Source organism: ANME-2 cluster archaeon (genome assembly GCA_019429385.1).
In the GTDB taxonomy this organism is placed as follows: domain Archaea; phylum Halobacteriota; class Methanosarcinia; order Methanosarcinales; family Methanocomedenaceae; genus Methanocomedens_B.
In genome coordinates, this window is the sequence record JAHYIS010000013.1 from 31,107 (window position 1) to 53,018 (window position 21,912).

Genomic DNA, 21,912 nt, shown 5'->3' on the forward strand with positions numbered 1-21,912 from the left:
TTTGTTTATTTTGGCGGGAATTTCTTGATAATTTCATTTTCATCATAACCTCCATAGATATCTATATCAATTGTCTCTCTTCCCCTGCCAAAATTGGTCATCATTTGAGCATCCTGATAAATTGAAATGTATTTATATACAGAATAATCAGAATCTTTTAAAGATTCTAACGTAAAGACCTCATCTGTTTGAGGTTCAATGAGAATAAATTTTCCATCAATTATACAATAATTCATTGCATGATAGTATCGTGTACCCTCTCCAACTTTCATGGTATCACGAAGTGATATTGCCCCCATAAGTATGCCATACTCCCTTGCATTTTTAGCGAGACCTCTTGAAAAACCTGTACAAACAAGATAATCTGCACCTCGATGGATATCAGGAGAATAACTAAGTTCGTCCGTGATATCTTCTTTTAGAAAATCCTTCAACTTTTGCATTTCCAAAGAGTAATATGTTGGTTGAATATAGTCTGAATTAACATTTTCTGAATTAGCATTTTCTGAATCAACATACTCTGGATCAACACATCCTATTCCAAAAAGAATTATGAGAATGAAAAATGCACACGCGATCAATTTTTTTCTCATTTTTGAACCGCCATAATTTTATAGAAAATCGTATGATAAATCAGAAACTCTGGAAAATCTAATATTGAAAATTACTTTTTACTCTTCTCTATCTTATTTGAGTGAAATAATCCCAGGCACTCCCCAAACCCAAAAACAAGAACTCAGAGATACCCTTTCTTATACATCAGTTCAGCATTCAGCACACTGGCCCCTGCTGCGCCCCTGATAGTATTGTGCCCCATCACCATGTAGCGAATACCTTCGCGTATCCGGCCCACAGACACGCTCATACCCTTGCCCGCATTCCTGTCCAGCCTGGGCTGAGGGCGGTCAGGCTCATCCCTCACAATAATAGGATGCTCGGGCTCGGTGGGCAGCTCAGAAAGACCGGGGTCAAAGTCCAGGAATGCCTGTCGCACCTGTCCGGGTGTGGGGTCGTCCCGCATCCCGACCCAGAGTGCCTCCAGGTGCCCGTCCATAACAGGCACACGGTTGCACGATGCACTGATATTGAACTCGGCAGGGACCACCCTGCTGCCATCGAACTCGCCCAGGAGTTTCAGGGGTTCGCTCTCCACCTTCTCTTCCTCGCCGCCGATATATGGCACCACGTTCTCCAGAATGCTCATGCCATGAATGCCTTCATATCCGGCGCCTGATATGGCCTGCATTGACGCGACCGTCAGATTCTCTAGCCCGAACTGCATGAGGGGTTTCAGGGTAACAGTGAACATAATGGTCGTACAGTTCGGATTGGTCACGATACAGCCATCCCAGCCGCGGTTGTCGCGCTGTACATCGATCAGCCCCAGGTGTTCCGGGTTGACCTCAGGTATCATCAATGGTATGTCAGGTTCCTTGCGAAAAGCACCCGCATTGCTGGCAACCACACAACCTGCCCTGGCAAAATCCTCTTCCACTGTCCTTGCATAGTCCGAAGGCAGGGCAGAAAACACAAGGTCCGCATCAACCGCACCCACATCAACAGGCACAACTTCAATATCAGCTGCCGCTTCAGGCATAGGTGATTCAAGCCTCCAGTTTGCAGCATCACGATATTTCTTCCCGGCCGAACGCCCGGACGCTGCAAGGGCAGTTATCTCAAACCAGGGGTGGTCTGTTAATGCTTCAACAAACCGCTGTCCTACTGCACCGGTTGCGCCAAGAACGCCTACTTTGATAATTTTTGCCATGACCAAACCAAAATAAAAAAAAAATATTACCTATTACAGGGAGATTGCACCGATAGGACAGGCATTAACGCACAATCCGCATTCCGTGCATTCATCACTTATAACGGCTATATCATCATCATTCATCGAGATCGCTTCCTGGGGACATTCATCAACACAGGTTCCACAACCTACACACTCGTCAGCATCTACTTTTGCAACCATGTTTTTTTCTCCTTGTAATAATTAAAAATATATTCAAATTATCGTGCTTAATCCAGTGAAATTGCTTCTACAGGACACGCATCCACGCACATTCCGCATTCAGTACACTCATCAGCATTGACTTCTGCGATGTTGTCACTATTTAATGAAATGGCTTCGGTCGGGCATTCATCCACGCAGGTTCCACATCCAGTGCATTCATTTGCATCTACTTTTGCTGCCATATGATTTCTCTCCTTTCATTTCCGGTCTCTATGACCCGGTCTGAAATTACCAAATGAAGAAGTAAAATAAATACCTTACGATTGATGACCACGCCCCGCTCAGAAAGGCTATTTAACTGTACTGCACATACGTGAAGTGAATGAACCAGAACCCCACACTAAAGGGCACACTCGACGGGCAGGGCGTAACACTTGATGCCAGTACCAGGGAAATCCTTTATGACACCAGCTTCTACGGGCGGCCAATGGACAATTACCTGGAACTAACGCTTATCGAGGCTGCATACCTTACCTATAAGAACCGGGTTACTGTCATCCATGAAGACAAAGACCTTGACTTCGAGGGCCTGATGTGCGAATCAAGCCGCAGGGAAGGCAACTTTGAAGTGAAATACATCGTTTATAAAGACCTGCGGGAGAGGGGCTATTTCATAAAACCCGGCGTCACCGATTTCAGGGTATATCCCAGAGGGGGTAAACCAGGAAAGACCCCTTCAAAATATTTCATCCATGTACTATCAGAGCGCCAGCCCGTGTCGTTAATGGACCTGGTGCACCAGGTACAAACCGCAGCCAACGTGCGCAAGGAACTGGTAATGGCAGTGGTGGACGAAGAGAGCGATATCACCTACTACGGAGCAAGTCTTCGCAGCATGAAAGGAGATATGGGGACAGCCCGCTCCGATGCTGCCATCAGGGCCACCCTGCTGGAAGACAGGGTGATTGTGTGGGACAGTCATTCCTCGGACCTGCTGCACAAACACCATCTCTTTGGTAAACCCCTTGACGAAACAAGGCTCCAGCTTTCACTGGTAGAAGCAGCATACCTCCAGGAAAAGAACATTATCGAAATCAAGGATAGCCTGGGTGAGCACGTCCTGACCCTGGCTGAATTTTCAGATACCTCCACAATCGTGGAAGCGGGTTTCCCGATAAAACTGGCAGTGTACCGGACCATGCGGGATGCGGGAATGGTGGTCAAGACCGGGTACAAGTTCGGCAACCACTTCCGGGTTTACAAAAAGGTGGACGCGAGCGTGGGAATGAAACATTCGGAATTCCTGGTCCATGCCCTGGATGGCGACCATGTGTTCAACCTTCCCCAATTGTCCAGGGCAGTGAGACTGGCAAACAGCGTAAGAAAGCAGATGGTCTTTGCCTGGCAATCTGGCGACAATATCGTATTTCTGGAACTTGGCAGAATGAAGATGTAGGAACTGTTACCTTTACTATTCATGCCCTTCTTATTCCTCGTCCCATTTCCCCTGATTTCCGTTACTGACCCAGGCCCATCTTCATCCTGAACATCTCGACCAGCCCGAAACAGCCCGTAAGCATCATATCCCCGTGCGGAGCCGCAAACTCCACATCCAGTCCTGAACCTGCCATGATATTCCGGTTCGGCCCGGTAACTATCACAGACCTGATGTTGCCAAAACCCACCGCTTCCCTGATAAAGCAGCCATGCCCACCGTCATTGAATACCTCTTCAAGACCCAGTTCACCATCACATAACCGCCTGATAAGGTCATCCAGTTTTGGTGCATCCACTGACCTGGTATGATGTTCGAACAGTGCCAGCATTCTCTTCCTGTCCACTACAGCAGCCAGGGTATGACCGTTGCCGATATTCACCACTGCCACCGGACCGTCCTGATTTCCATACAGTACCCCGCAAATGGCAGCAGGGCCTGTATCCATGAGCAGTACATTGTTCCCTTGCTGTTTCAGGGTATCCATCACAGCCTGCATCCTGGAAAGGTGTGGTGGTACCCGGTTCAAATATGCGAACCGCTCCAGTTCACCGCCCTGCTCCAGCACCTCCCTGAAATGCCTGAAACGGAACAACCGGTTGCTCATATCAGGAGCCTTGCCGTGGTCCTGTACTGCCACTGCAAAGTCCCGGGGCAGGTGACTCTCGAACAGTTCCAGCGCTGTGCCAATGGCGCCTGCATCCACATCACGCATATCAATACGCTCTATTCCTTCCGGAACTGTGTCCCCCGTACCCACCAGTATCACACCCATGTGGGCCACTTTCCCGAGGTTATCATGCAGGGTCAACGCCGTACGCTCCTCGGCATAGACCTTCAATCCTGCCCTGATATGTTCGCGCACAGCCTTCCCTGAAGGACCGCCACCCATCGTAGTACCTGTAAGGAAAACATCGCGTCCTCCACCGGTCGCGCGGCCTATTCGCCGGGCAATTATCTGTGTCTGTGATGGCAGCACCATCTTGATATTGTTCTCCATGTGCTGTGTATCGTCATAGAGCAGTATGTCCTGCGTACCCATTCCCACATCAATAGCCATTATCTGCATAGAATAGATTAATTCATATAATCCATAGCACATAAACCTCTTCATGTCAGGGAATGATACGCCTGCGCTGCACAAACAGAACGCTCCGACAATAGTGAATTTCGCGATCATCACGGTGAGCACATCCAGGTACAAAACCTACGGCAGTGTAGCCGCACCCCGGCAAGCCGATGACATATCGGGAACGGTCATGATGGACCTTATTTCAGGTGCGGGTTTTGAAGTTGTGACATATTCGCTGTTGCCTGACAATGAAGCCTTGATCGCGGGGAAGGTACGGGAACTTGTGCGCTCAGGCATTCATATAATAGTCATCAGTGGCGGCACCGGCCTTGCACCTGAAGATGTAACACTGGAAGCAGTGGAACCGCTTTTTTGCAAGACAATTCCCGGTTTTGGTGAACTGTTCAGGATGAAAAGCCTGGAGGATGTAGGCACTGCTGCCATACTTTCCAGGGCATCCGCAGGGATAGTGGACAGATGTGCAGTCTTTTGCCTGCCCGGCTCACCGGCAGCGGTTGAACTTGCATTAAATGAATTGATAATTCCCGAAGCTGCCCATATTGTAAAGCATATTTGACAGGCACCAGGGCAATGTGGTTTGCCGGTAGTATGAGATTATTCAAAACTTGGACTGCATACTACTGGAATTGTATACAAATGGGACTACGACCGGGACTTAATCGAAAACTTTATCTTATAATATAATCTTCATTTAAATGGAGTGTAATTAATATTTGGAATAGTGACGTGGAACTATATCCTGGAAAATGGAGTGATACGTATGCAGGGATATCCAAACACTGAAAATGATATTGTAGGAAAACGATACACCATCAGGGACAGGGTGGCACACCAGACCCACATGATAACATGTGTGTTATTGATCATTACCGGGCTTTACCTGGCTTTGCAGTTCAATGTCTGCACCCTGCAGGCATGGACTTTGATGTCGTATCAAAGCCTGCGTTTGATCCATGTCATTGCCGGCATTCTGTTCTTGCTGGTCAACTGGACACTGATACCCTTCAACCTGATTACAAGCGGCCACGTGCTGCAATACATTTTCAGCCCGAAAGATGCAGTCAGGCTCAAGCAGGCCATTGTGAGCTTAATAAAACGGGGAGAATATCCAAAATATACCATATACAACAAAACAACCGGACATTACGAAAACAAACTCCATCCAGCCTATAAGCTCATGGTGATATTTGAAGGGATCGCCATTGTATTTATTGGAATATCAGGTATCATAATGGTTGACCTGAAATTCGGAGTTGTGGATTATAACATTTCAGCATGGAATAATTTCATGGCCTGGTTCGTTGGGGATATTATGGGTAGTGTGGCAATATTGATCGGTATGAACGGTATCGAGTTGATAAGGTCAATACACTTGTGGGCCACATACTGGTTCGTAATTGAACTTATAATCCACCTTGGATTTTTAGGAGTCGATCCAAGGATGAATAAATATTTAAAAGCCCTGTTCATAACCGGAAATGAAACGATGGACGAGTACACAGAAATTGTCGAGGGTACCCACGCTGAACATAAGAAAAAGCCGCTGGTTGTGTTCAAATGAACGTATGATCCGTTAAAACAAGCACCTGCGCACAATTATGATGTGATTAAATAGAAAACTAATAATAACAAAAGGTAACAGAGAATTAAAAAAATTGAAAACGTACCGAACATATTAATAATGAGGAGGATTTCACTTGAAACTGAGTAATGTTTTGCTACTATTGATAGTAGCTTTTTCACTAATCGCCGTGGTCCAGGCAGAAGAACCACAGTATGAAACAGTAAGTAAAATGGCTGAGGACGTTGATTGCAGGGCAACCTGCCACAATCCCGACCCACACGTGATACATGCAAACACGCCAGCCACATGCCAGCAATGTCACGGTGCAACATTGACCGACCGTCGGCCCGCGTGTACCAAATGCCATTCAGGAACCATCCATAATGTCCACATAAAAAAAGTACAGACTGAGGATTGTTCATTCTGCCATTCAGGGCTTGAGAACCTGCATCTGGAAATGATATCAGATACCCTGTGTTCCCATTGTCATAAGGACCTGCTCGTTGTTCATGGCGGACCTGCTGAATCCTGTAAGAAGTGTCATGGGACAGCACCAGATATTGTTGCACCTGTTAAAGGAGAAGGTATGACCGTCATATGTCAGAACTGCCATGTTTCGACAGATGTTGCAGCCCTTCATGGTGATTCCTCGAATCCGAGTTCATGCTACCGATGCCACAGGCCGGGTTCCACCGAAGTAGAATCTTCCAGTGAGATTCCACATTTTCTCCATATACCCCAGGTAGACTGTAACAAATGTCACCTGAACCAGGATACAGGTAAAATATACATACCGGTATGCACCCAATGCCACAAAGTGGATAAACTGCACGAATTTAAATCCATAGGTCTTAAAACACCAACTAATTCAAAATTGAGATGTGCAGTCTGTCATCCGATGATGAGTACTGATGATGGAGCTGGTAAGCCGGCAGGTACATCCACACCTACCCCATCCAAACCCACAGAAGCAACTGATGGTGGAAGTTCCGGAGTTCCGGGTTTTGGGATCGTAACGGCATTGACAGCGCTCAGCGTATTATATATCGTAAATAGAAACAGGGATTAAATATCCCATAAAAGGAAGATAGTCCTGCTATCTTCCATTCTTTTTTTTGTATTATTTATATCAGGTCCTGTACCCTTCTTCTGGCTCCATTACATGTCTGCCTGAATTGGACAAGAAGTGGTGTCCTGGTCCCTTGAACAGTGGTCTTTCCTGATTGTACCGCTTTGAAAATTGCATCGACTGACGGTTCTGAGTCTATTTCAGTATATGCCCTGCCAACCATTTCAACAAAATGCGCATCACTGTTGCCCAGCATGGGCAGCTCAAGTTCTTCTGCCATCCGTACAGCCAGTTTATTGAACCTGCCCAGTATGAACCGGGAGTTCAGGGTCTCAATGGCATCCACATCCAGGCCAGAAACATCACCCAGGCTTTTCGGGTACCCTTTGAAAGGATGAGGGGCTACGACCAGGCAGTCCTGGGCATGGGCAAGCCTGATTATATCCAGCGGGTCCATATTTTTCTGGAACTTTCCACAGTTGCCCAGAACCAGCAAGTGACCCCGGGTGGTCGTCACTTCTACTCCGGGAACCACGACCAGGTCCATGCCATGTTCCTCAACGAGACGCTGTGCTTCCATGGAGCCCCCTATAGTATCATGGTCGCATAGTGCAATACCGCCCAGGCCGATACTGCTCGCCTGCCTCAAGATAGAGGCAACAGGTGAGGCGCTGTCCCTGGAATGACAGGAATGGACATGGAGATCGATCCGCATTGGAACTCTGTTATGCTGGAAGTGTTAAAAAAGATTTCGAACATTACCTTTTTGGTCATTCAACCCCTCATGTTCCCTAACCCATCAGAAGTCATAAATAATAATTAAACAATTACGAATCAAATCTCATCTACGGGCAACATAATACACTTTATGCTATTTGGAGGAAGCTTTACTTGAAGGAAATACGCATCCATGGCCGCGGAGGACAGGGTTCTGTCACTGCAGCCGAACTACTCGCGGTGGCTGCATTTGAAGACGGGAAATACAGCCAGGCGTTCCCTGCATTCGGGGTAGAGCGCAGAGGTGCCCCGGTTACAGCCTTTACCAGGATCAACGACAAACCGATAAGGCTTCGTAGCCAGATATATGAACCTGACTATATAATAGTACAGGACCCTACATTGATCGAGGTTGTAGACGTAGCTGCAGGAGCAAAACCTGACGGTAAGATACTTATCAATACAGAATTCTCGCCTGATACCTTCAAACTTGACACAAAAGCACAGGTCATGACAATAGATGCAACCAGGATAGCTCTTGATATTATTGGACGCCCCATCGTAAACACTATCCTGCTGGGTGCTTTTGCAGGTGCCACTGGCGAGATCAGGGTTGAAAGCATCCAGAACGCTGTGGCGCAACGCTTCCCGGGTAAGGTGGGCGAAAAGAATTCCCTGGCCGTACTTGAAGCCTATAAACTCATGGAGGCTAAATAATGAAGATCACTATTGGCGGAGTAGTAGAACCTGGTACCACCAGGGCCAATAAGACCGGTGGCTGGAGGAACTTCAGGCCACTGTACCATAAGGACAAATGTATAAAATGCGGGCTGTGTTCCCTGTTATGTCCGGACAGTAGTGTCATTGAGCAGGAAGACAAGTATGTTGTCTTTGATTTTGATTTTTGTAAAGGTTGTGGCATTTGTGCCAACGAATGCCCGAAAGATGCCATAGAAATGGTACTGGAGGAGAAATAAAATGACCGGAAAGATGACCGTCGTAGAAGGTTCCTATGCTGTGGCACATGCCGTCAAGGTCTGCAAACCGAATGTAATATCAGCATATCCCATTACACCCCAGACCCATATCGTGGAAGACCTGTCCCAGTTCATGGCTGACGGTGAGATACCGAATTGTGAATATATCAACGTGGAGAGCGAGTTCTCTGCCATTTCAACCCTGGTGGGTGCCAGTGCTGCGGGCGCCAGGACCTATTCATCCACCACGTCCCAGGGACTTGAACTTATGCATGAAGTGCTGTTCAACGCTGCAGGTATGCGGCTGCCCATTGTCATGACCGTGGCAAACCGGGCTGTGAGCGCGCCCATCAATATCTGGAATGACCACCAGGACAGTATCTCCCAGCGCGATACCGGCTGGATGCAATTATTCGCCGAAGATACCCAGGAAGCGGCAGACATGACAGCACAGGCCTATAAGGTGGCAGAGGATAACGATGTCATGCTGCCGGCCATGGTATGCATGGATGGTTTCATCCTGTCCCATGTATACGAGCCCGTGATATTGCTGGAACAGGATCTGACCGATGAATACCTGCCCGGGTTTGAGCCAGAACATATCCTTGACCCGGCAAATCCCAGGACCTTTGGTGCGTTCGCTGACCCTTCTACGTATACTGAATTCAGGTATTTGCAGCAAAAAGGGATGGATGCTGCCCTGGAGAAGATAGGGAAAGCTGCTGACGATTTCAACAGAATGTTCGGTCGTTACTATGGCGGGCTTATTGATACCTATGAAGCTGAAGATGCCGAAATCCTGATAATGGCTATGGGTTCGGTTGTCGGTACCATCAAGGACGTGATAGACCGTGCCCGTAGCGAAGGTGTCAAGGTCGGACTGGTCAAGGTACGGTCATTCAGACCTTTCCCTGTGGATGCCATCCGCAAGGTGCTGGGTGATGCCGCTGTTATCGTAACACTGGACAAGAACATCTCACTGGGGCTTAATGAAGGCGCATTATGCACTGAAGTGAAATCGTGCCTGTACAATACAGATATTAGAACGCCAGTCATCGGTTTCATGCTGGGTCACGGTGGCCGTGACATTCCAAGAAGGAACATCAGGATGATAATTGACAAGGCCAAACAGGTGATACGCTCGGGCGTTACGGTTGAGAGTGAATTTGCTGATCTGCGAGGTGAACTCGTATGAGCAGACTGGCTCCCGGACACAGGGGCTGCGCGGGATGTTGTGATGCCATGGCTGCAAATTTCGTATTAGAAGCAATAGGCGATGATGCTATAGTAATAAATCCCACCGGCTGCCTGGAAGTAATGACCACACCGTACCCTGAATCAGCCTGGGAAGTACCCTGGATACATTCATTGTTCGAGAATGCGGCAGCTGTGGCCTCGGGTGTTGAAGCTGCCCTGCGGGCCCTGGGGCGAAAAGGGAATACTAAAGTCGTGGCAATGGGTGGTGACGGCGCTACCGTGGATATCGGTTTGCAGGCAATATCAGGTGCTTTCGAGCGAGGTGACGATATCACCTATGTGTGTATCGATAACGAGGCATACATGAACACGGGTGTGCAGCGCAGTGGAGCCACTCCTTTTAATGCGTCAACCACCACGAGCCCTCCCGGCAGACAGAGTTTCGGAAACTCTCGGCCCAAGAAGAACATGCCTGCCATTATAGCAGCCCATGGTTCACCTTATGTGGCAACTACATCCATTGCATATCCAAAAGACATGATGCGAAAGGTCAAAAAGGCTGTGGATATTGAAGGTCCCACGTACATCCATGCCCATGCGCCCTGCACTACCGGCTGGAGGTTCGATACTTCCAAGACCGTGGAGATCGGCAAACTTGCTGTTGAAACTGCTCTATGGCCAATGTACGAGCAGGTAGATGGCGAGATAACCAGTGTCAGGAAAGTGAAAAACCCCAGGCCTGTGGAAGAATACTTGAAAGCACAGGGCAGGTTCAGGCACCTGTTCACCATGGAAGGCGGGGATGAAGCAATAGCAAAGATCCAGGCCATAGCTGAATGGAACATCAAGCATTACGGTCTGTAATAGTGGAATTATTACTCATTCCCTGATTATCCTGAATAAAACAATGAAGGCAAAAGTCGGGTTATGAACGGGATATGAGGGGATAAACTCTACTCGACCTTTGCCTAATTGACATTATTCTCCATTATAGTTTATTAACTTTTCTTTTTGGCCTTATTTTTATTTAAATAAGGGGTCTTGGTTGTTTGTCCTCTGGCAGTACCGGTAGTTTCATGGTATTGATGAGCACCGGGTCAGTGACCTCTTTTGCCCGCTCCAGCAGCATTTCCTTGCCTCGCTGGGTGATGGCGAAAATGGGTATAGCAGTGCCGAACTGAGCCAGAACATGCCCTTTGATATGTTCTCTGATTGAACCAGAACTGCAACCTGTGGTTATATCCACCAGTCCTATCAACTCCTTCGCTTCCTCATGACCCATGCCGGTAACATGAACACCAAAGGTAACGATCTCCACACCGTGTTCTTTCTCAAGCTGGCGCATTTTCCTGACATCTGATGCACTTATTACCGAAACGCCTATACGCGTATGCCCCATGTCGATGGCTTTTTCCACGCCTGCAACCTGGTCCAGTGCAGCTGTCTCAGGGTCCAGCACGGTTCCGCCCGCCTTTTCTATCCGGCTTATCAGTTCCGGAATAGGCGAGGTCTCGACCAACCCTGATATCCTGCTGCCTATGCCCTGAGCCAGGGTTGGACTGCTGGTGACCACGGTACCAGCGCCCTCGCAGGCAGTTACACAGGCGTCCAGCAATCCCCTGTGCAGGGCGGTCATGAATGTCTCGCTTGCCCCGAACCCCACAAATATCTCCATCTCTATCTCCCGCCGGGCAGTGAACATACCGAAATCCTCAATACGGAACTCGATGTTACCTTTCACGGATTCGGGAGTGAACTGGGTGATGTTCCTGACTTTGGCAAAGATAGGACAATAATCAGTCTTCGGTTCTCCGACTTCTACGACCTTGCCGTCTTCCACTACAACCCTGGTCTTGCCCAGGGCTTCCATAACATGTCTGTCTTTTCGGGGATGCATAAATCAACTTCCTGGATTCTATTAATGTTCTACTCCATGTATGAGGAGTCTGCCGCATTCAATGCTCTCAAACTGGAATGTGGTCTGTGTTATATTAAATTTCCCTGCCAGCACGTTGTTGATGGCATCGATCAAATCAACAGTATCACATACATGCATGTCACCCACAAGGATATGGGCGCTTAATGCATGAATATTGGAACATACGCTCCACAGATGTATATCGTGAATGTCCTGCACACCATCAATTGAATTCACTGCCCCGACCAGTTCTTTGATGTCAATGTGCCTCGGTGTGGATTCCATCAGGATATGCAACGAATCGGTTATGAGCCTGACAGACCCGAACAGTATAATTGCTATGATTATAAAACTCAGCACCGGGTCAGCAATTGAACTGCCGGTGAACAGGATGATAAGGGCACCTGCAATAACGGCGACGCTGCTCAAGGTGTCACCAAGAGCATGCATATAGGCTCCCCTGACATTCAGGTCATGGTGCCCGTGAAGCCGTGTGGTCACCCACAAATTGACCAGCAGACCTACAGCAGCTACGACCAGCATCTCCATCCCCCTGACCTCAGGCGGTACGAGTAACCGGACATATGCCTCCCTGGCAATGAACACCGAGATGATAAGTAATGTTAATCCGTTGATGAGCGCCGAAAATATCTCGAGCCTGTGGTAACCGAAGGTCACCCGGTGGTTGGACGGCTTCTTCGCGATCTGGATAGTTGCATAGGTCAGGACCAGTGCGAACACGTCCATGAACATATGGGCTGCGTCACTGAGCAGGGCAAGGCTGTTTGCATAGAGACCGCCTGCAACTTCCAGGATGAAGATGGAGAAGGTGGCATAGATGGCATACCTCAGGTTTTTCTCTGTCCTGGTAGCGTGGTGGTTATGGTGGTCATGCCCGCTCATAATACAACTATATAATAATACCTGGTAATACTCATTTCCTAAGTTTTATATCGATAAAGCGCAGTCTTTCCTGGTGATGATACAGATAAACACCCCATCCCGGCTGCATTTCACGCTTATCGACCTGAATGCGGAATTGGGACGAGTGGACGGCGGTGCGGGATTGACGCTGGACGACCCGTCTATGAGGTTGTCGGCCACCGAAACAAACGAGGGCGTGTTCGTAACCGGCACTGGTGACCTGAAGCGAATTAAGACCGCGGCCGAGGTTCTTATTCCTGAAGGGAAGGGAATCCATATCAAAGTGGAACAACCCTTTCCCGCCCACGTTGGATTGGGGAGCGGGACACAGAGCGCGCTGGCCGCCGGCTGGTGCGTTAACCTTGTGTTCGACCTGGGGCTGACCGTGCGTGAGGTGGCGGTTAAGGTTGCCAGGGGCGGGACATCCGGTATCGGTGTAGAGGCTTTCGAGCACGGTGGGTTCATTGTGGATGGAGGGCACCGGTTTGCTGATAAGGGGGCATTCTCTCCCTCGTCTGCCAGTAAGGTACCACCGGGACCTGTGCTGTTCAGGCATGATTTCCCTGACTGGCCCCTGGTCGTGGCCATACCTGACCTGAAAGGCGCCTCATCCCAGCGAGAGGTTGATATTTTTAAACACTACTGCCCGATCCCCCTTGGTGAAGTGCAGGCAGTGTCCCATATCATATTGATGAACATGCTTCCTTCCATTATCGAAGCTGACATGCAGGCTTTCGGGGATGCGATAAACCGAATCCAGGAGGTGGGGTTCAAGGAGCGGGAAGTAGGCCTGCAGACCGATGAGGTCAGGCGCTGCATGGATATTATGAGAGAGCAGGGTGCCTGTGGTGCAGGCATGAGCTCGTTCGGACCGGCGGTCTATGCTGTGGCCGAGGAGCCAGGGGAAGTGAAGAAAGCAGTGACCGAATTCCTGGATTCAACTATCGGAGGGCAGGTTTTTGTTACCGTGGCAAGGAATACGGGAGCGAAAATTACGATTAAAGAGGGCGCGTAATGTGATTACCCGGTCCCGATCCCGCCCTTATACCGTGTGACAACACACACTCCGTCGCACTTCCCGCACCTGTCACATCTATCATCCACCCTGATATGCCCATCTTCAAAAGAAATAGCATGTCTTGGGCAGGCTTTCTCGCATATCCTGCACCCGGTACATTTCACCGCCTTCATCAACTGCCGCGCCGCCACCTCAAAGAGCCGCTCGGTCGTCACCCGGTCCCCCCCGTTGACCTGGAAGGTACCATCTGCGTACACCTTTACAGTTCCCTCCCGGGTCCGGACCACCAGCACACCCAGGTCCTCAGAATACCGGACCTCACCCACCATCTTCATCATGTCCATCGCATCCGGAGGCCTGACCCCCCTGGCACTCCCCTCGATACTATACCCGCCCGCCTTGCAGGGAGAGACACCTGAGACCATCGATATCTGGAAAGCCTCGCTCACTGCATCCCGCGGGACAACATCAATACCAAGCTTTCTGGCAAGCAATTGCATCTTCGGCGGGTGCTCGCGCCAGCGCCAGAACCCACGGTCAATATACCCGGGCGCAAGCCCACTGTGCCTGGCCCAGTCATGCAGGTAGGTATCCCACCTATCGTACAGGTCGGGATGCAGCTCAAACATGCGCCGGTACTCTGCGCCCAGGGCCGCGGGGCACAGCCAGCAGCCCACCCGCTCGAACCCCTCATCGTACAGGGGATTATACTCCAGTCCCCGCCAGTGGATATACAGCCACACCTCAAGAGCACGCCAGTCGCGGATGGGATACACATTCACCTGGCCGGGTACCAGGGTATTTTCCTCCTTTGGAGGGATACGGGCACGGCTGAAGGATTCATACCTGCGCTTGCCGTCCATGGTCAAATACTTCCCCTCCTGTGCAATCCTGCTGGCAGGGGAAAGTTTACAGACCTTGCAGCACCACCGGTAATCCTTGGCAGGGGGACCGAAGTTGGGCAGATGCTCCCAGAATACGTCCCCTGCATCCAATTCATCAAGCTCAATATCATTGTTGCGGCAAAACGTTCGTGCGTATTCCACAGTCTCGGGAAATTCCAGGCCCGTATTGATAAAACATGCCTTAGGGCTACGTTTCAGGGCACTGCGGGTCAGGTCAAGCACAACCAGGCTGTCCTTGCCTCCGCTAAATGAAACATACACGGTACTGCCCCGGTATTCCTGCTGGTGTGCCAGGCCCTTTATAGTGTTCATAGCGTCGCGTCCCAGTTGTTTGATGGCTGGAGCGTTGGCTTTAACGATATCGTCCATGGTGGGGACTGCCGTCTTCAACCGGACCAGACCCCTCCCTATTTTCCTTACCCTGACCGCAGGAACACCTGCCTGTCCCATACCTGTTGCATCCAGCAGGGACGTACCCACACCGGTCATGTTGCCGCTCCTGATAATCACATCATCACCCTCGCTGATATCATCTGAACACCACAGTATCATATCAGAACCAACGGTCTTGCCACTGAGATGTCCCTTCACGTCAGAGAGTTCAACAGTTCGGTTACCGGTATGCTGTGCCATAAGAGTGCCCCCATCCTTTGAAAGGTCCAGGCGCCAGTCCAGGTATTTCAGGTCGAACCGCAGGATACCCAGCATCATCCCGTCCACTATCACCTGGTCGGTCTTGTCCTCGCCCCCTATCTTATTCAGCAGGATGATGCGCTCACCCAGCGGGTCGGTGCCATAGTTTTTAGTCAGGATGTCATGCAGGACACTGCGCTCGTAGGGTGAGCAGAACCGCACATCTCCGGGCGGTCCCAGTTCAATGCGCTCACCTGTTGAATTGCAGAGTGAACACTGTTTTGTAATAAGCGGTATATTGCAATCCGGGCACCAGTACACGGATGTTTCCTGTCCCGGATTGAATGGCTTTTGTGTGTGCTGTCCTTTCATGATGTTCCTTGATTGTGCTCTTGCTTATCAACCGTTTATAACTTCAATAACCTCGAACCTCTTCACATCGAACAGACCGATATCTGTCAGTCTCAACTCAGGGATAACGGGCAGAGCAATGAAAGAATGGGTGATGAACGGTGCAGGTAATGTGCACCCCATACCAAAAATGAGACTATGGAGCCTCTCCAGTTTCCTTGCCACCTCTTCCACAGGCTGCACGCTCAGCAATCCGGCAAAGGGCAGCGCAAGGCTATCAAGCACCCGACCGTCCTGGACCAGTACAATACCACCCTTCATCTCACGAATGGTATTCACAGCCATCGCCATATCGGTATGGTTCGTTCCGGTCACTATCACATTATGGCTGTCATGCCCGATACTCTGGGCAAAAGCACCTGATATCAGGCCAAAACCCTTCACAAATCCCAGGCCGATATTGCTATTTTTTCCATGGCGCTCGATAACTGCGGTACTAAGGATATCCGATTCCATATCAGGCAGCAGTATACCGGTCCCGGGAGTGATAAGCTCTGCCGTATCCTTCTCGGTGAATATCTTGTCAGGAAATACCTTTATCACGTTCACAGAGATGGTGCTGCCTGAGGCACTCATTATCTGCAGGTCTCCGGGTACTATCTCCCTGTACCTGACAGTATCGAATACAAACTCAGGATAATCAAAGGCAGGTGCCTGAGTCTCCACTGGATGGCCGCCAACCATTACCGAATGTATCCTGAAACTCTCCAGGTCATCAAGGATGACCAGGTCTGCCCTGCGGCCAATGCTGATAGAACCCACCAGGTGGTCGATACGATAGTGCCTGGCCGTGTTTATCGTGCACAGTGACACCGCATCTAAAGGATTCAGGCCCAGAGCGATAGCTTTTCTCACAATCATATCCATATAGCCAGCCAGCAAATCTTCAGGATGCTTGTCATCGGTAACAAAGAACACATTCTCAAGGGACACTCCTTCCTCAAGCAAACGGGGCAGGAAGGTATCGAGGGACTTTGCAGCCGAACCCTCCCTGAGCATCAGTCCCATACCCAATCGCAGTTTCTCAAGCGCTTCCTCATAGGTGAGAGATTCGTGGTCACTGGAAATGCCGGCCGTCATATAACTCCACAGGTCCGGGCCCGTTAGTCCCGGCGCATGCCCGTCAACGACCAAACCACGGTCATGGGCCGCCTGTATCATAGACAGTTTCCTGACATCACCGTTCAATACGGCAGGAAAGTCCATCACTTCGCCCAGCCCTACAACCAGGTCATTATCCAAAAGCGACCTGGCATCACCCACGTCAATAGTTGCGCCTCCGGTCTCGAAAGACGTGGCAGGTACGCATGAGGAAACGGTGGCAAAGATGTTCAAGGGTAGATGCTTTGCCTCCTCAAGGATCAATTCGATGCCCCGCCTTCCCAGCACATTAGCAATCTCATGGGGATCGATAACGATGCCGGTGGTGCCGTGTTCCATTGCCTTTCGGGCGAACTGGGATAGGGTGACCATGCTGGATTCGAAATGGACGTGGCCGTCCAGCAGGCCGGGGGAGATAAAGCGATTGTCCATGTCGATAATTTCAGTGCTGCCACTTCTCAGGTCAGATACATCACCAATACCGACAATAATGCCGGATCTAATTGCGATATCTGCCTCGCAGACCTCTTTCGTATTGACATTCAATATCCGGCATTTTTGCAGAACAGTATCTGCTTTGATATTTCCCCTTCCGGCTAAGATTTGTTCTGTCAGGTGCATGGGTACTGTATTGGAGATTATGAAGTAAGAATTTACCTGTATCTTGCAAGTAACGTTCAGTAAAAAGGGAAATATTCATTGAATTATTTCCTTCTCACATATCCTGAAGAAATTCTGCAACAGTTCATCCCCTTTCTCTGTATGGCTGACCTCAGGATGCCACTGTACCCCGAACAGCGGTTTTGTCTTATGCCGCATGGCTTCGACCTCACATACATTGCTCCGGGCCAGCTGGATAAAATCAAAAGGCAGTCTGGTGACCTCATCGGCATGGGATGCCCATACACTGGTGACAGGCCCAATCCCTTTCAATATCTCGTCCTCGTCCAGTATCTCTACCTGTATGGCGGCATATCCCCCTTTTTGACCGGTAGCTATTTCACCACCGTAGGCCCTGGCCATCAACTGGTGTCCCAGGCAGATGCCCAGTATGGGCAGCTCCAGTTCCCTGACCATCTCCTCTGCCCGGCCTATACGGTCTATGGTGGGGCCGCCGCTCAATATCAGGCCATCGGGCTCCATAGCCAGTATCTCCTCGTTTGAAAGGGTATTTGCAATGATGCGGGTCTCCACATCCAGGTCACGCAACGCTCTGTGGATGAGGTGGCAGAACTGGCCGAAGTTGTTTATTACCAGGATCTTAAGGTCAGTCATATGTGGCGTATAGTTATCAAGGGAATTGATAAAACTATCTTTATTCCGGGATAGGGTAGTATCCTACTATTATTTCGTCCAGGTATACGATACCGTTATACCCGGAAAAAAATGAGTATGGACGAACTTATATCATCCTGATGGTTTCCAGGTTTGTGGGTGCCCTGGTTTCTACCCTGAACTTGCGGTATATGGAACTTGCCAGGTCCAGGCAGCTCTTTTCATCACCGTGTTCGGTAAGGACATGTTCAGGCCTTGGTTTCATCTTCTTGATATAATCCATTAACTGCTTGCGGTCAGAATGACCTGAGAACCCTTCTGCTGTTTGCACCTGCAGGTTCACCGTAATGACCTCTGATTTACCGTTCTGGTGTACCGGTATCTCATTCCAGCCTTTCTGCAACCTGCGACCCATGGTACCTTCTGCCTGGTATCCTACGAACACAAGTGAATTCCTCTCATCAGGCCCGTATGCCCTTAAATATTCCATGATAGGGCCGCCATTGAGCATACCTGACGTTGCCAGCACCACACCAGGTACCCGGTTATCCAGTAGCTCCTGCCGTTTCTTTTGGGAATCCACCTGTATAAAACAATCTGAAAGGAAGGGATTCATACCTTTATGGAAGATCATTGTCCTCAGGTCACTGTTCAGGTATTCAGGATAGGTAGTGTGTATGGCCGTAGCCTCCCATATCATACCGTCAAGGTACACAGGCACTTTATCAATTTCACCCAGACGGATAGCCTCTTCAAGTACCAGCATGACCTCCTGGCTCCTGCCCACGGCAAAAGCAGGGATAAGCACGGTACCTCCCCGGGCGACAGTCTCCTGGACGATTCTCTTTAATTGAGCTTCAGCTTCCTTTCGGTTGGGCTGTATATCCCGGGCCCCTCCGTACGTGGCCTCGGTGATTATAGTTTCAATCCTCGGGAACGTATTAACTGCTGGATCGAAAAGACGGGTCTTTTCATACTTGTGGTCTCCGGTAAAGGCTATATTATACAACCCATCACCAACATGGAAATGTACCACTGATGACCCCAGGATGTGACCGGCATTATGCAGGGTTAACTTCATGTCAGGAGCGATATCAGTTACCCCACCATAATCCAGGGTAATAGTATGCTTCAAAGTTTCCCGTATCATAGTTGAAGGGTATGGTATGGTTTTGCCTTCCTTTGCAGCCACATCGATAAAGTCCAGTTGCAGCAATGCCATCAGGTCGCGGGTTGGCGGTGTACAGTACACCGGTCCTTCATATCCATACTTATACAGCAAAGGTATCAGGCCGCAATGGTCCAGATGTGCATGAGTCAGTACCACTGCATCCAGCTGGCTGATGGGTGTTACTTCAGGTATATACAGGTAGGGTGTTCCGTTATCATCCGAACCCACATTGACACCACAGTCAATGAGCACTTTTGTCTCAGGGGTTGAAAGCAAAAAGCAGCTCCGTCCAACTTCCCTGCAACCTCCCAGTGCGGTGACCCGGACCCATTTATCCTTTGAAGTCACTTCCTGGTGTATCTTCCTGCCTATGGTCTTGAGCAGTTCTTTTCGTTCATCCTTATGGTCCCTGATATACTGGCGTACGTTCTTTACAGTAGATGATTTAATTGGGGGAGTTCGCACCACTTTTGGAGTCCAGCCAATTTCCTTGGTTATCTCCCGCAGCGTATTGCCATGCCTCCCAATCACAAGTCCTGGCTTTTCAGCCTCGATAATAACTTCTCCAGTATCAGTATCAAAATAATGGTTGGAAACACCTGCATCCTCAGGGACGATCTTTGCGATTGTTTCCACGACTTTCTCTGGTGCTGCCAGTACACCCGGGTCCGGCCGTACTACCAACCGTTTACGCAGGTCCTTCGCCAGGTTCCTGACTATATCTCCGTTATCTGCAAACTTCTTAGGTTCCGGAGTATATATCACCAGTTCTGGCCCTTCAAATTCCACCTGTGAAATAGTCACACCGGGTGGCAGCCTCTTTATGATCTTTATTTTCAGATCAGCTAATACGTCATCTACCGACATTATATTTACGTCCTGTTAAAAAAATGAAAAAATAAGTGATTGAAAAAATTTTTTTGAAATTCATTCGTTTTCTTATTTAATACATTAGATCATCATAGAGCATCATTGAATGATTTGCGTTTCTTTTCAATTACAGCATCGTCCACTTCGACATAACTATCAGACGTGATCTTTACTACCTTTACACCGTTTCCAGATGCTGCATCCCGCTTAACAACGTTATGCAATGCCCTGATAGCCAGGTCAACTCCTTCATCCATAGACATGTCTTTCTTGTATCTATCTTCAAGTACGCCGTAGGCGATAGGAGAACCTGAACCTGTTGCAACGGCAGTTGTCTCTTCCAGCTGCCCTCCCATAGCGTCCAGGGAATACAGGTTTGGCCCGGTCTTGTCCACGCCACCTACAATAAGCTGAACCATGTACGGGAAATAACGATTCCCTCCAAGCACATTTGAAAGCAGGCTTCCAATTCCTTTGATGGTCATGCTTTCCTGTCTGCGCATTTTATAAAGTTTAGATTCCACCTGCATGACCTTTACAAGGCGCTGTGCATCACCCACTGAACCTGCAGTGGTCATTCCTACCAGATCATCTATCTGGTAAATCTTTTTGGCATCTTTACTTGCAATAAAAAAACCCATTGTAGCCCTGCTCTCGGAAGCCAGGACAATGCCTTCGCTACAGACGAGTCCAATAGTTGTTGTACCTTTACGTTCATATTCATTAACCATGTGGATACCTCATAGAAAAAATGAGAAAATCAGTTAACTCCAGTTCTTAATTGGTATCGTCCTATATAATAGTTTTCCCGTTTTTTATTAAAACACATTCTTCACACCTATGCCTGGTGCAGTACTGTTTACCATATTCTACTATCAGGGCATGGTATTCTTTGAAAAGGTCAACGTCATGCTCCAGTTCAGATTCAAATCTCTGCTGAAGCATGCGGTAATTACCATTAAGCCCAAGGCAGTCCAGCATCCGGCAGGTATAGGCATCAATGACGAACGTTGGTTTGTTGATGGCGTACAGGATAATACTATCAGCGGTCTCATTTCCCACACCTTCAAGTCCAAGCAATTCCCGCCGCAGTTCATCAACAGGCTTGTCTGCCAGGATATCTTTGTACCTGGAATAATACTCAGCAAGGTTCTTTAACCGACGGGCTTTTTGGCGGTAGAATCCGGTACACCTGATGAGCTCTTCAAGAGAACCTGTATCTGCAGCAGCCAGGGTCTCTGGTTCAAGCAGTCCTCGCTCTTTCAGGTTGGAAATGGCCTGTTCAACATTGTTCCACCGTGTCTGCTGGGTCAGCAATGCGCCAACAACTACTTCAAAAGGTGTTTCTGCAGGCCACCAATTCTGGTGGCCCAGTATCCCAAGTAATTGTTCGTAGATGTCTATCAAACGCATTTTATGCCCTGATGTAAAATGAAATACTGTCTAACTATACACACTTTATACCCAGGTGTTTCAACTTATTGTACATAGCAAGATTGACCAGCAGGGGAGTGATACTTTCCACCATAGATGATACTTCGAGAGGACCGGCCATCAGGGGCCTGAGATTTTTGATATCCCTGACCAGTCCGGCAACAACGCCGTTTGCCTCAGCATTAT

The 21,912-nt window shown here is 49.0% G+C and carries 23 protein-coding genes; 9 read left to right on the top strand and 14 right to left on the bottom strand.

Features of this window, described 5'->3' with window-relative positions:
• Nucleotides 1-5: 5 nt before the first annotated feature.
• From K0A89_06190 to K0A89_06205, 4 genes are all read right to left on the bottom strand, one after another.
• Nucleotides 6-593, bottom strand: a complete 588-nt coding sequence (locus K0A89_06190) for a hypothetical protein (protein ID MBW6518073.1) — start codon at nucleotides 591-593, stop codon at nucleotides 6-8.
• A 143-nt stretch (nucleotides 594-736) separates the two neighbouring features.
• On the bottom strand, nucleotides 737-1,768 hold the full coding sequence (asd, locus tag K0A89_06195; protein MBW6518074.1) for an aspartate-semialdehyde dehydrogenase: 1,032 nt from the start codon (nucleotides 1,766-1,768) through the stop codon (nucleotides 737-739).
• 33 nt (nucleotides 1,769-1,801) lie between these two features.
• Entirely contained in the window at nucleotides 1,802-1,972 is a 171-nt protein-coding gene (locus tag K0A89_06200) for a 4Fe-4S binding protein (protein MBW6518075.1), read from the bottom strand.
• Nucleotides 1,973-2,019: 47 nt separating this feature from the next.
• The gene (locus K0A89_06205) at nucleotides 2,020-2,196 is read right to left on the bottom strand and encodes a 4Fe-4S binding protein (protein MBW6518076.1); all 177 of its coding nucleotides are present in this window, start codon (nucleotides 2,194-2,196) and stop codon (nucleotides 2,020-2,022) included.
• A gap of 140 nt (nucleotides 2,197-2,336) precedes the next feature.
• Between K0A89_06205 and endA the strand changes: the two genes are divergently transcribed.
• Nucleotides 2,337-3,410, top strand: coding sequence for a tRNA-intron lyase (gene endA, locus K0A89_06210; GenBank protein MBW6518077.1), 1,074 nt, complete (start codon nucleotides 2,337-2,339; stop codon nucleotides 3,408-3,410).
• A 61-nt stretch (nucleotides 3,411-3,471) separates the two neighbouring features.
• Here endA and K0A89_06215 read toward each other — a convergent pair whose 3' ends face one another.
• Complete coding sequence (locus K0A89_06215) at nucleotides 3,472-4,518, bottom strand: DUF1786 domain-containing protein (GenBank protein ID MBW6518078.1); 1,047 nt, start codon at nucleotides 4,516-4,518, stop codon at nucleotides 3,472-3,474.
• Between the two features lie 43 nt (nucleotides 4,519-4,561).
• Here K0A89_06215 and K0A89_06220 point away from each other — a divergent pair, with 43 nt between their 5' ends.
• The 3 genes from K0A89_06220 (at nucleotide 4,562) to K0A89_06230 (ending at nucleotide 7,175) form a co-directional block, all read left to right on the top strand.
• Complete coding sequence (locus K0A89_06220) at nucleotides 4,562-5,098, top strand: MogA/MoaB family molybdenum cofactor biosynthesis protein (GenBank protein ID MBW6518079.1); 537 nt, start codon at nucleotides 4,562-4,564, stop codon at nucleotides 5,096-5,098.
• 204 nt (nucleotides 5,099-5,302) lie between these two features.
• Nucleotides 5,303-6,103 carry a cytochrome b/b6 domain-containing protein gene (locus K0A89_06225; GenBank protein MBW6518080.1) on the top strand — a complete coding sequence of 267 codons (801 nt, stop codon included), beginning with the start codon at nucleotides 5,303-5,305 and terminating at the stop codon, nucleotides 6,101-6,103.
• Between the two features lie 136 nt (nucleotides 6,104-6,239).
• Complete coding sequence (locus K0A89_06230; GenBank protein MBW6518081.1) at nucleotides 6,240-7,175, top strand: cytochrome c3 family protein; 936 nt, start codon at nucleotides 6,240-6,242, stop codon at nucleotides 7,173-7,175.
• A gap of 55 nt (nucleotides 7,176-7,230) precedes the next feature.
• On the opposite strand, the gene K0A89_06235 is transcribed toward K0A89_06230, so the two are convergent.
• A complete protein-coding gene (locus K0A89_06235; GenBank protein ID MBW6518082.1) occupies nucleotides 7,231-7,890 on the bottom strand; it encodes a PHP domain-containing protein in 660 nt (219 codons plus the stop codon).
• A gap of 176 nt (nucleotides 7,891-8,066) precedes the next feature.
• Here K0A89_06235 and K0A89_06240 point away from each other — a divergent pair, with 176 nt between their 5' ends.
• Genes K0A89_06240 through K0A89_06255 form a run of 4 tightly spaced genes read left to right on the top strand, consistent with a single transcriptional unit; the run spans nucleotide 8,067 to nucleotide 10,930 of the window.
• Nucleotides 8,067-8,609: a pyruvate ferredoxin oxidoreductase subunit gamma gene (locus K0A89_06240; GenBank protein MBW6518083.1), complete on the top strand. Its 543-nt coding sequence runs from the start codon at nucleotides 8,067-8,069 to the stop codon at nucleotides 8,607-8,609.
• A complete protein-coding gene (locus K0A89_06245) occupies nucleotides 8,609-8,869 on the top strand; it encodes a 4Fe-4S binding protein (protein MBW6518084.1) in 261 nt (86 codons plus the stop codon). Before K0A89_06240 ends, K0A89_06245 begins: the two co-directional genes overlap by 1 nt.
• A gap of 1 nt (nucleotide 8,870) precedes the next feature.
• Nucleotides 8,871-10,064, top strand: a complete 1,194-nt coding sequence (gene porA / locus K0A89_06250) for a pyruvate ferredoxin oxidoreductase (protein ID MBW6518085.1) — start codon at nucleotides 8,871-8,873, stop codon at nucleotides 10,062-10,064.
• Complete coding sequence (locus K0A89_06255; GenBank protein ID MBW6518086.1) at nucleotides 10,061-10,930, top strand: pyruvate synthase subunit beta; 870 nt, start codon at nucleotides 10,061-10,063, stop codon at nucleotides 10,928-10,930. The genes porA and K0A89_06255 overlap by 4 nt, the downstream gene beginning before the upstream one ends.
• Nucleotides 10,931-11,093: 163 nt before the next feature.
• On the opposite strand, the gene K0A89_06260 is transcribed toward K0A89_06255, so the two are convergent.
• A complete protein-coding gene (locus K0A89_06260; GenBank protein ID MBW6518087.1) occupies nucleotides 11,094-11,963 on the bottom strand; it encodes a DUF2099 family protein in 870 nt (289 codons plus the stop codon).
• Nucleotides 11,964-11,984: 21 nt separating this feature from the next.
• Complete coding sequence (locus K0A89_06265; protein ID MBW6518088.1) at nucleotides 11,985-12,887, bottom strand: cation diffusion facilitator family transporter; 903 nt, start codon at nucleotides 12,885-12,887, stop codon at nucleotides 11,985-11,987.
• 76 nt (nucleotides 12,888-12,963) lie between these two features.
• On the opposite strand from K0A89_06265, the gene K0A89_06270 reads away from it, so the two are divergent.
• The gene (locus K0A89_06270; GenBank protein ID MBW6518089.1) at nucleotides 12,964-13,923 is read left to right on the top strand and encodes a beta-ribofuranosylaminobenzene 5'-phosphate synthase; all 960 of its coding nucleotides are present in this window, start codon (nucleotides 12,964-12,966) and stop codon (nucleotides 13,921-13,923) included.
• A 5-nt stretch (nucleotides 13,924-13,928) separates the two neighbouring features.
• Here K0A89_06270 and K0A89_06275 read toward each other — a convergent pair whose 3' ends face one another.
• The 6 genes from K0A89_06275 to K0A89_06300 form a co-directional block, all read right to left on the bottom strand.
• Complete coding sequence (locus K0A89_06275) at nucleotides 13,929-15,836, bottom strand: phosphoadenosine phosphosulfate reductase family protein (protein ID MBW6518090.1); 1,908 nt, start codon at nucleotides 15,834-15,836, stop codon at nucleotides 13,929-13,931.
• Nucleotides 15,837-15,863: 27 nt separating this feature from the next.
• The gene (gene ade, locus K0A89_06280) at nucleotides 15,864-17,597 is read right to left on the bottom strand and encodes an adenine deaminase (GenBank protein ID MBW6518091.1); all 1,734 of its coding nucleotides are present in this window, start codon (nucleotides 17,595-17,597) and stop codon (nucleotides 15,864-15,866) included.
• 75 nt (nucleotides 17,598-17,672) lie between these two features.
• The gene (locus K0A89_06285) at nucleotides 17,673-18,251 is read right to left on the bottom strand and encodes a GMP synthase subunit A (GenBank protein MBW6518092.1); all 579 of its coding nucleotides are present in this window, start codon (nucleotides 18,249-18,251) and stop codon (nucleotides 17,673-17,675) included.
• Between the two features lie 127 nt (nucleotides 18,252-18,378).
• A complete protein-coding gene (locus K0A89_06290) occupies nucleotides 18,379-20,289 on the bottom strand; it encodes a beta-CASP ribonuclease aCPSF1 (GenBank protein ID MBW6518093.1) in 1,911 nt (636 codons plus the stop codon).
• Nucleotides 20,290-20,381: 92 nt separating this feature from the next.
• A complete protein-coding gene (gene psmB, locus K0A89_06295; GenBank protein ID MBW6518094.1) occupies nucleotides 20,382-21,023 on the bottom strand; it encodes an archaeal proteasome endopeptidase complex subunit beta in 642 nt (213 codons plus the stop codon).
• A 61-nt stretch (nucleotides 21,024-21,084) separates the two neighbouring features.
• Nucleotides 21,085-21,705, bottom strand: a complete 621-nt coding sequence (locus tag K0A89_06300) for an endonuclease (GenBank protein ID MBW6518095.1) — start codon at nucleotides 21,703-21,705, stop codon at nucleotides 21,085-21,087.
• Between the last annotated feature and the right edge of the window lie 207 nt (nucleotides 21,706-21,912).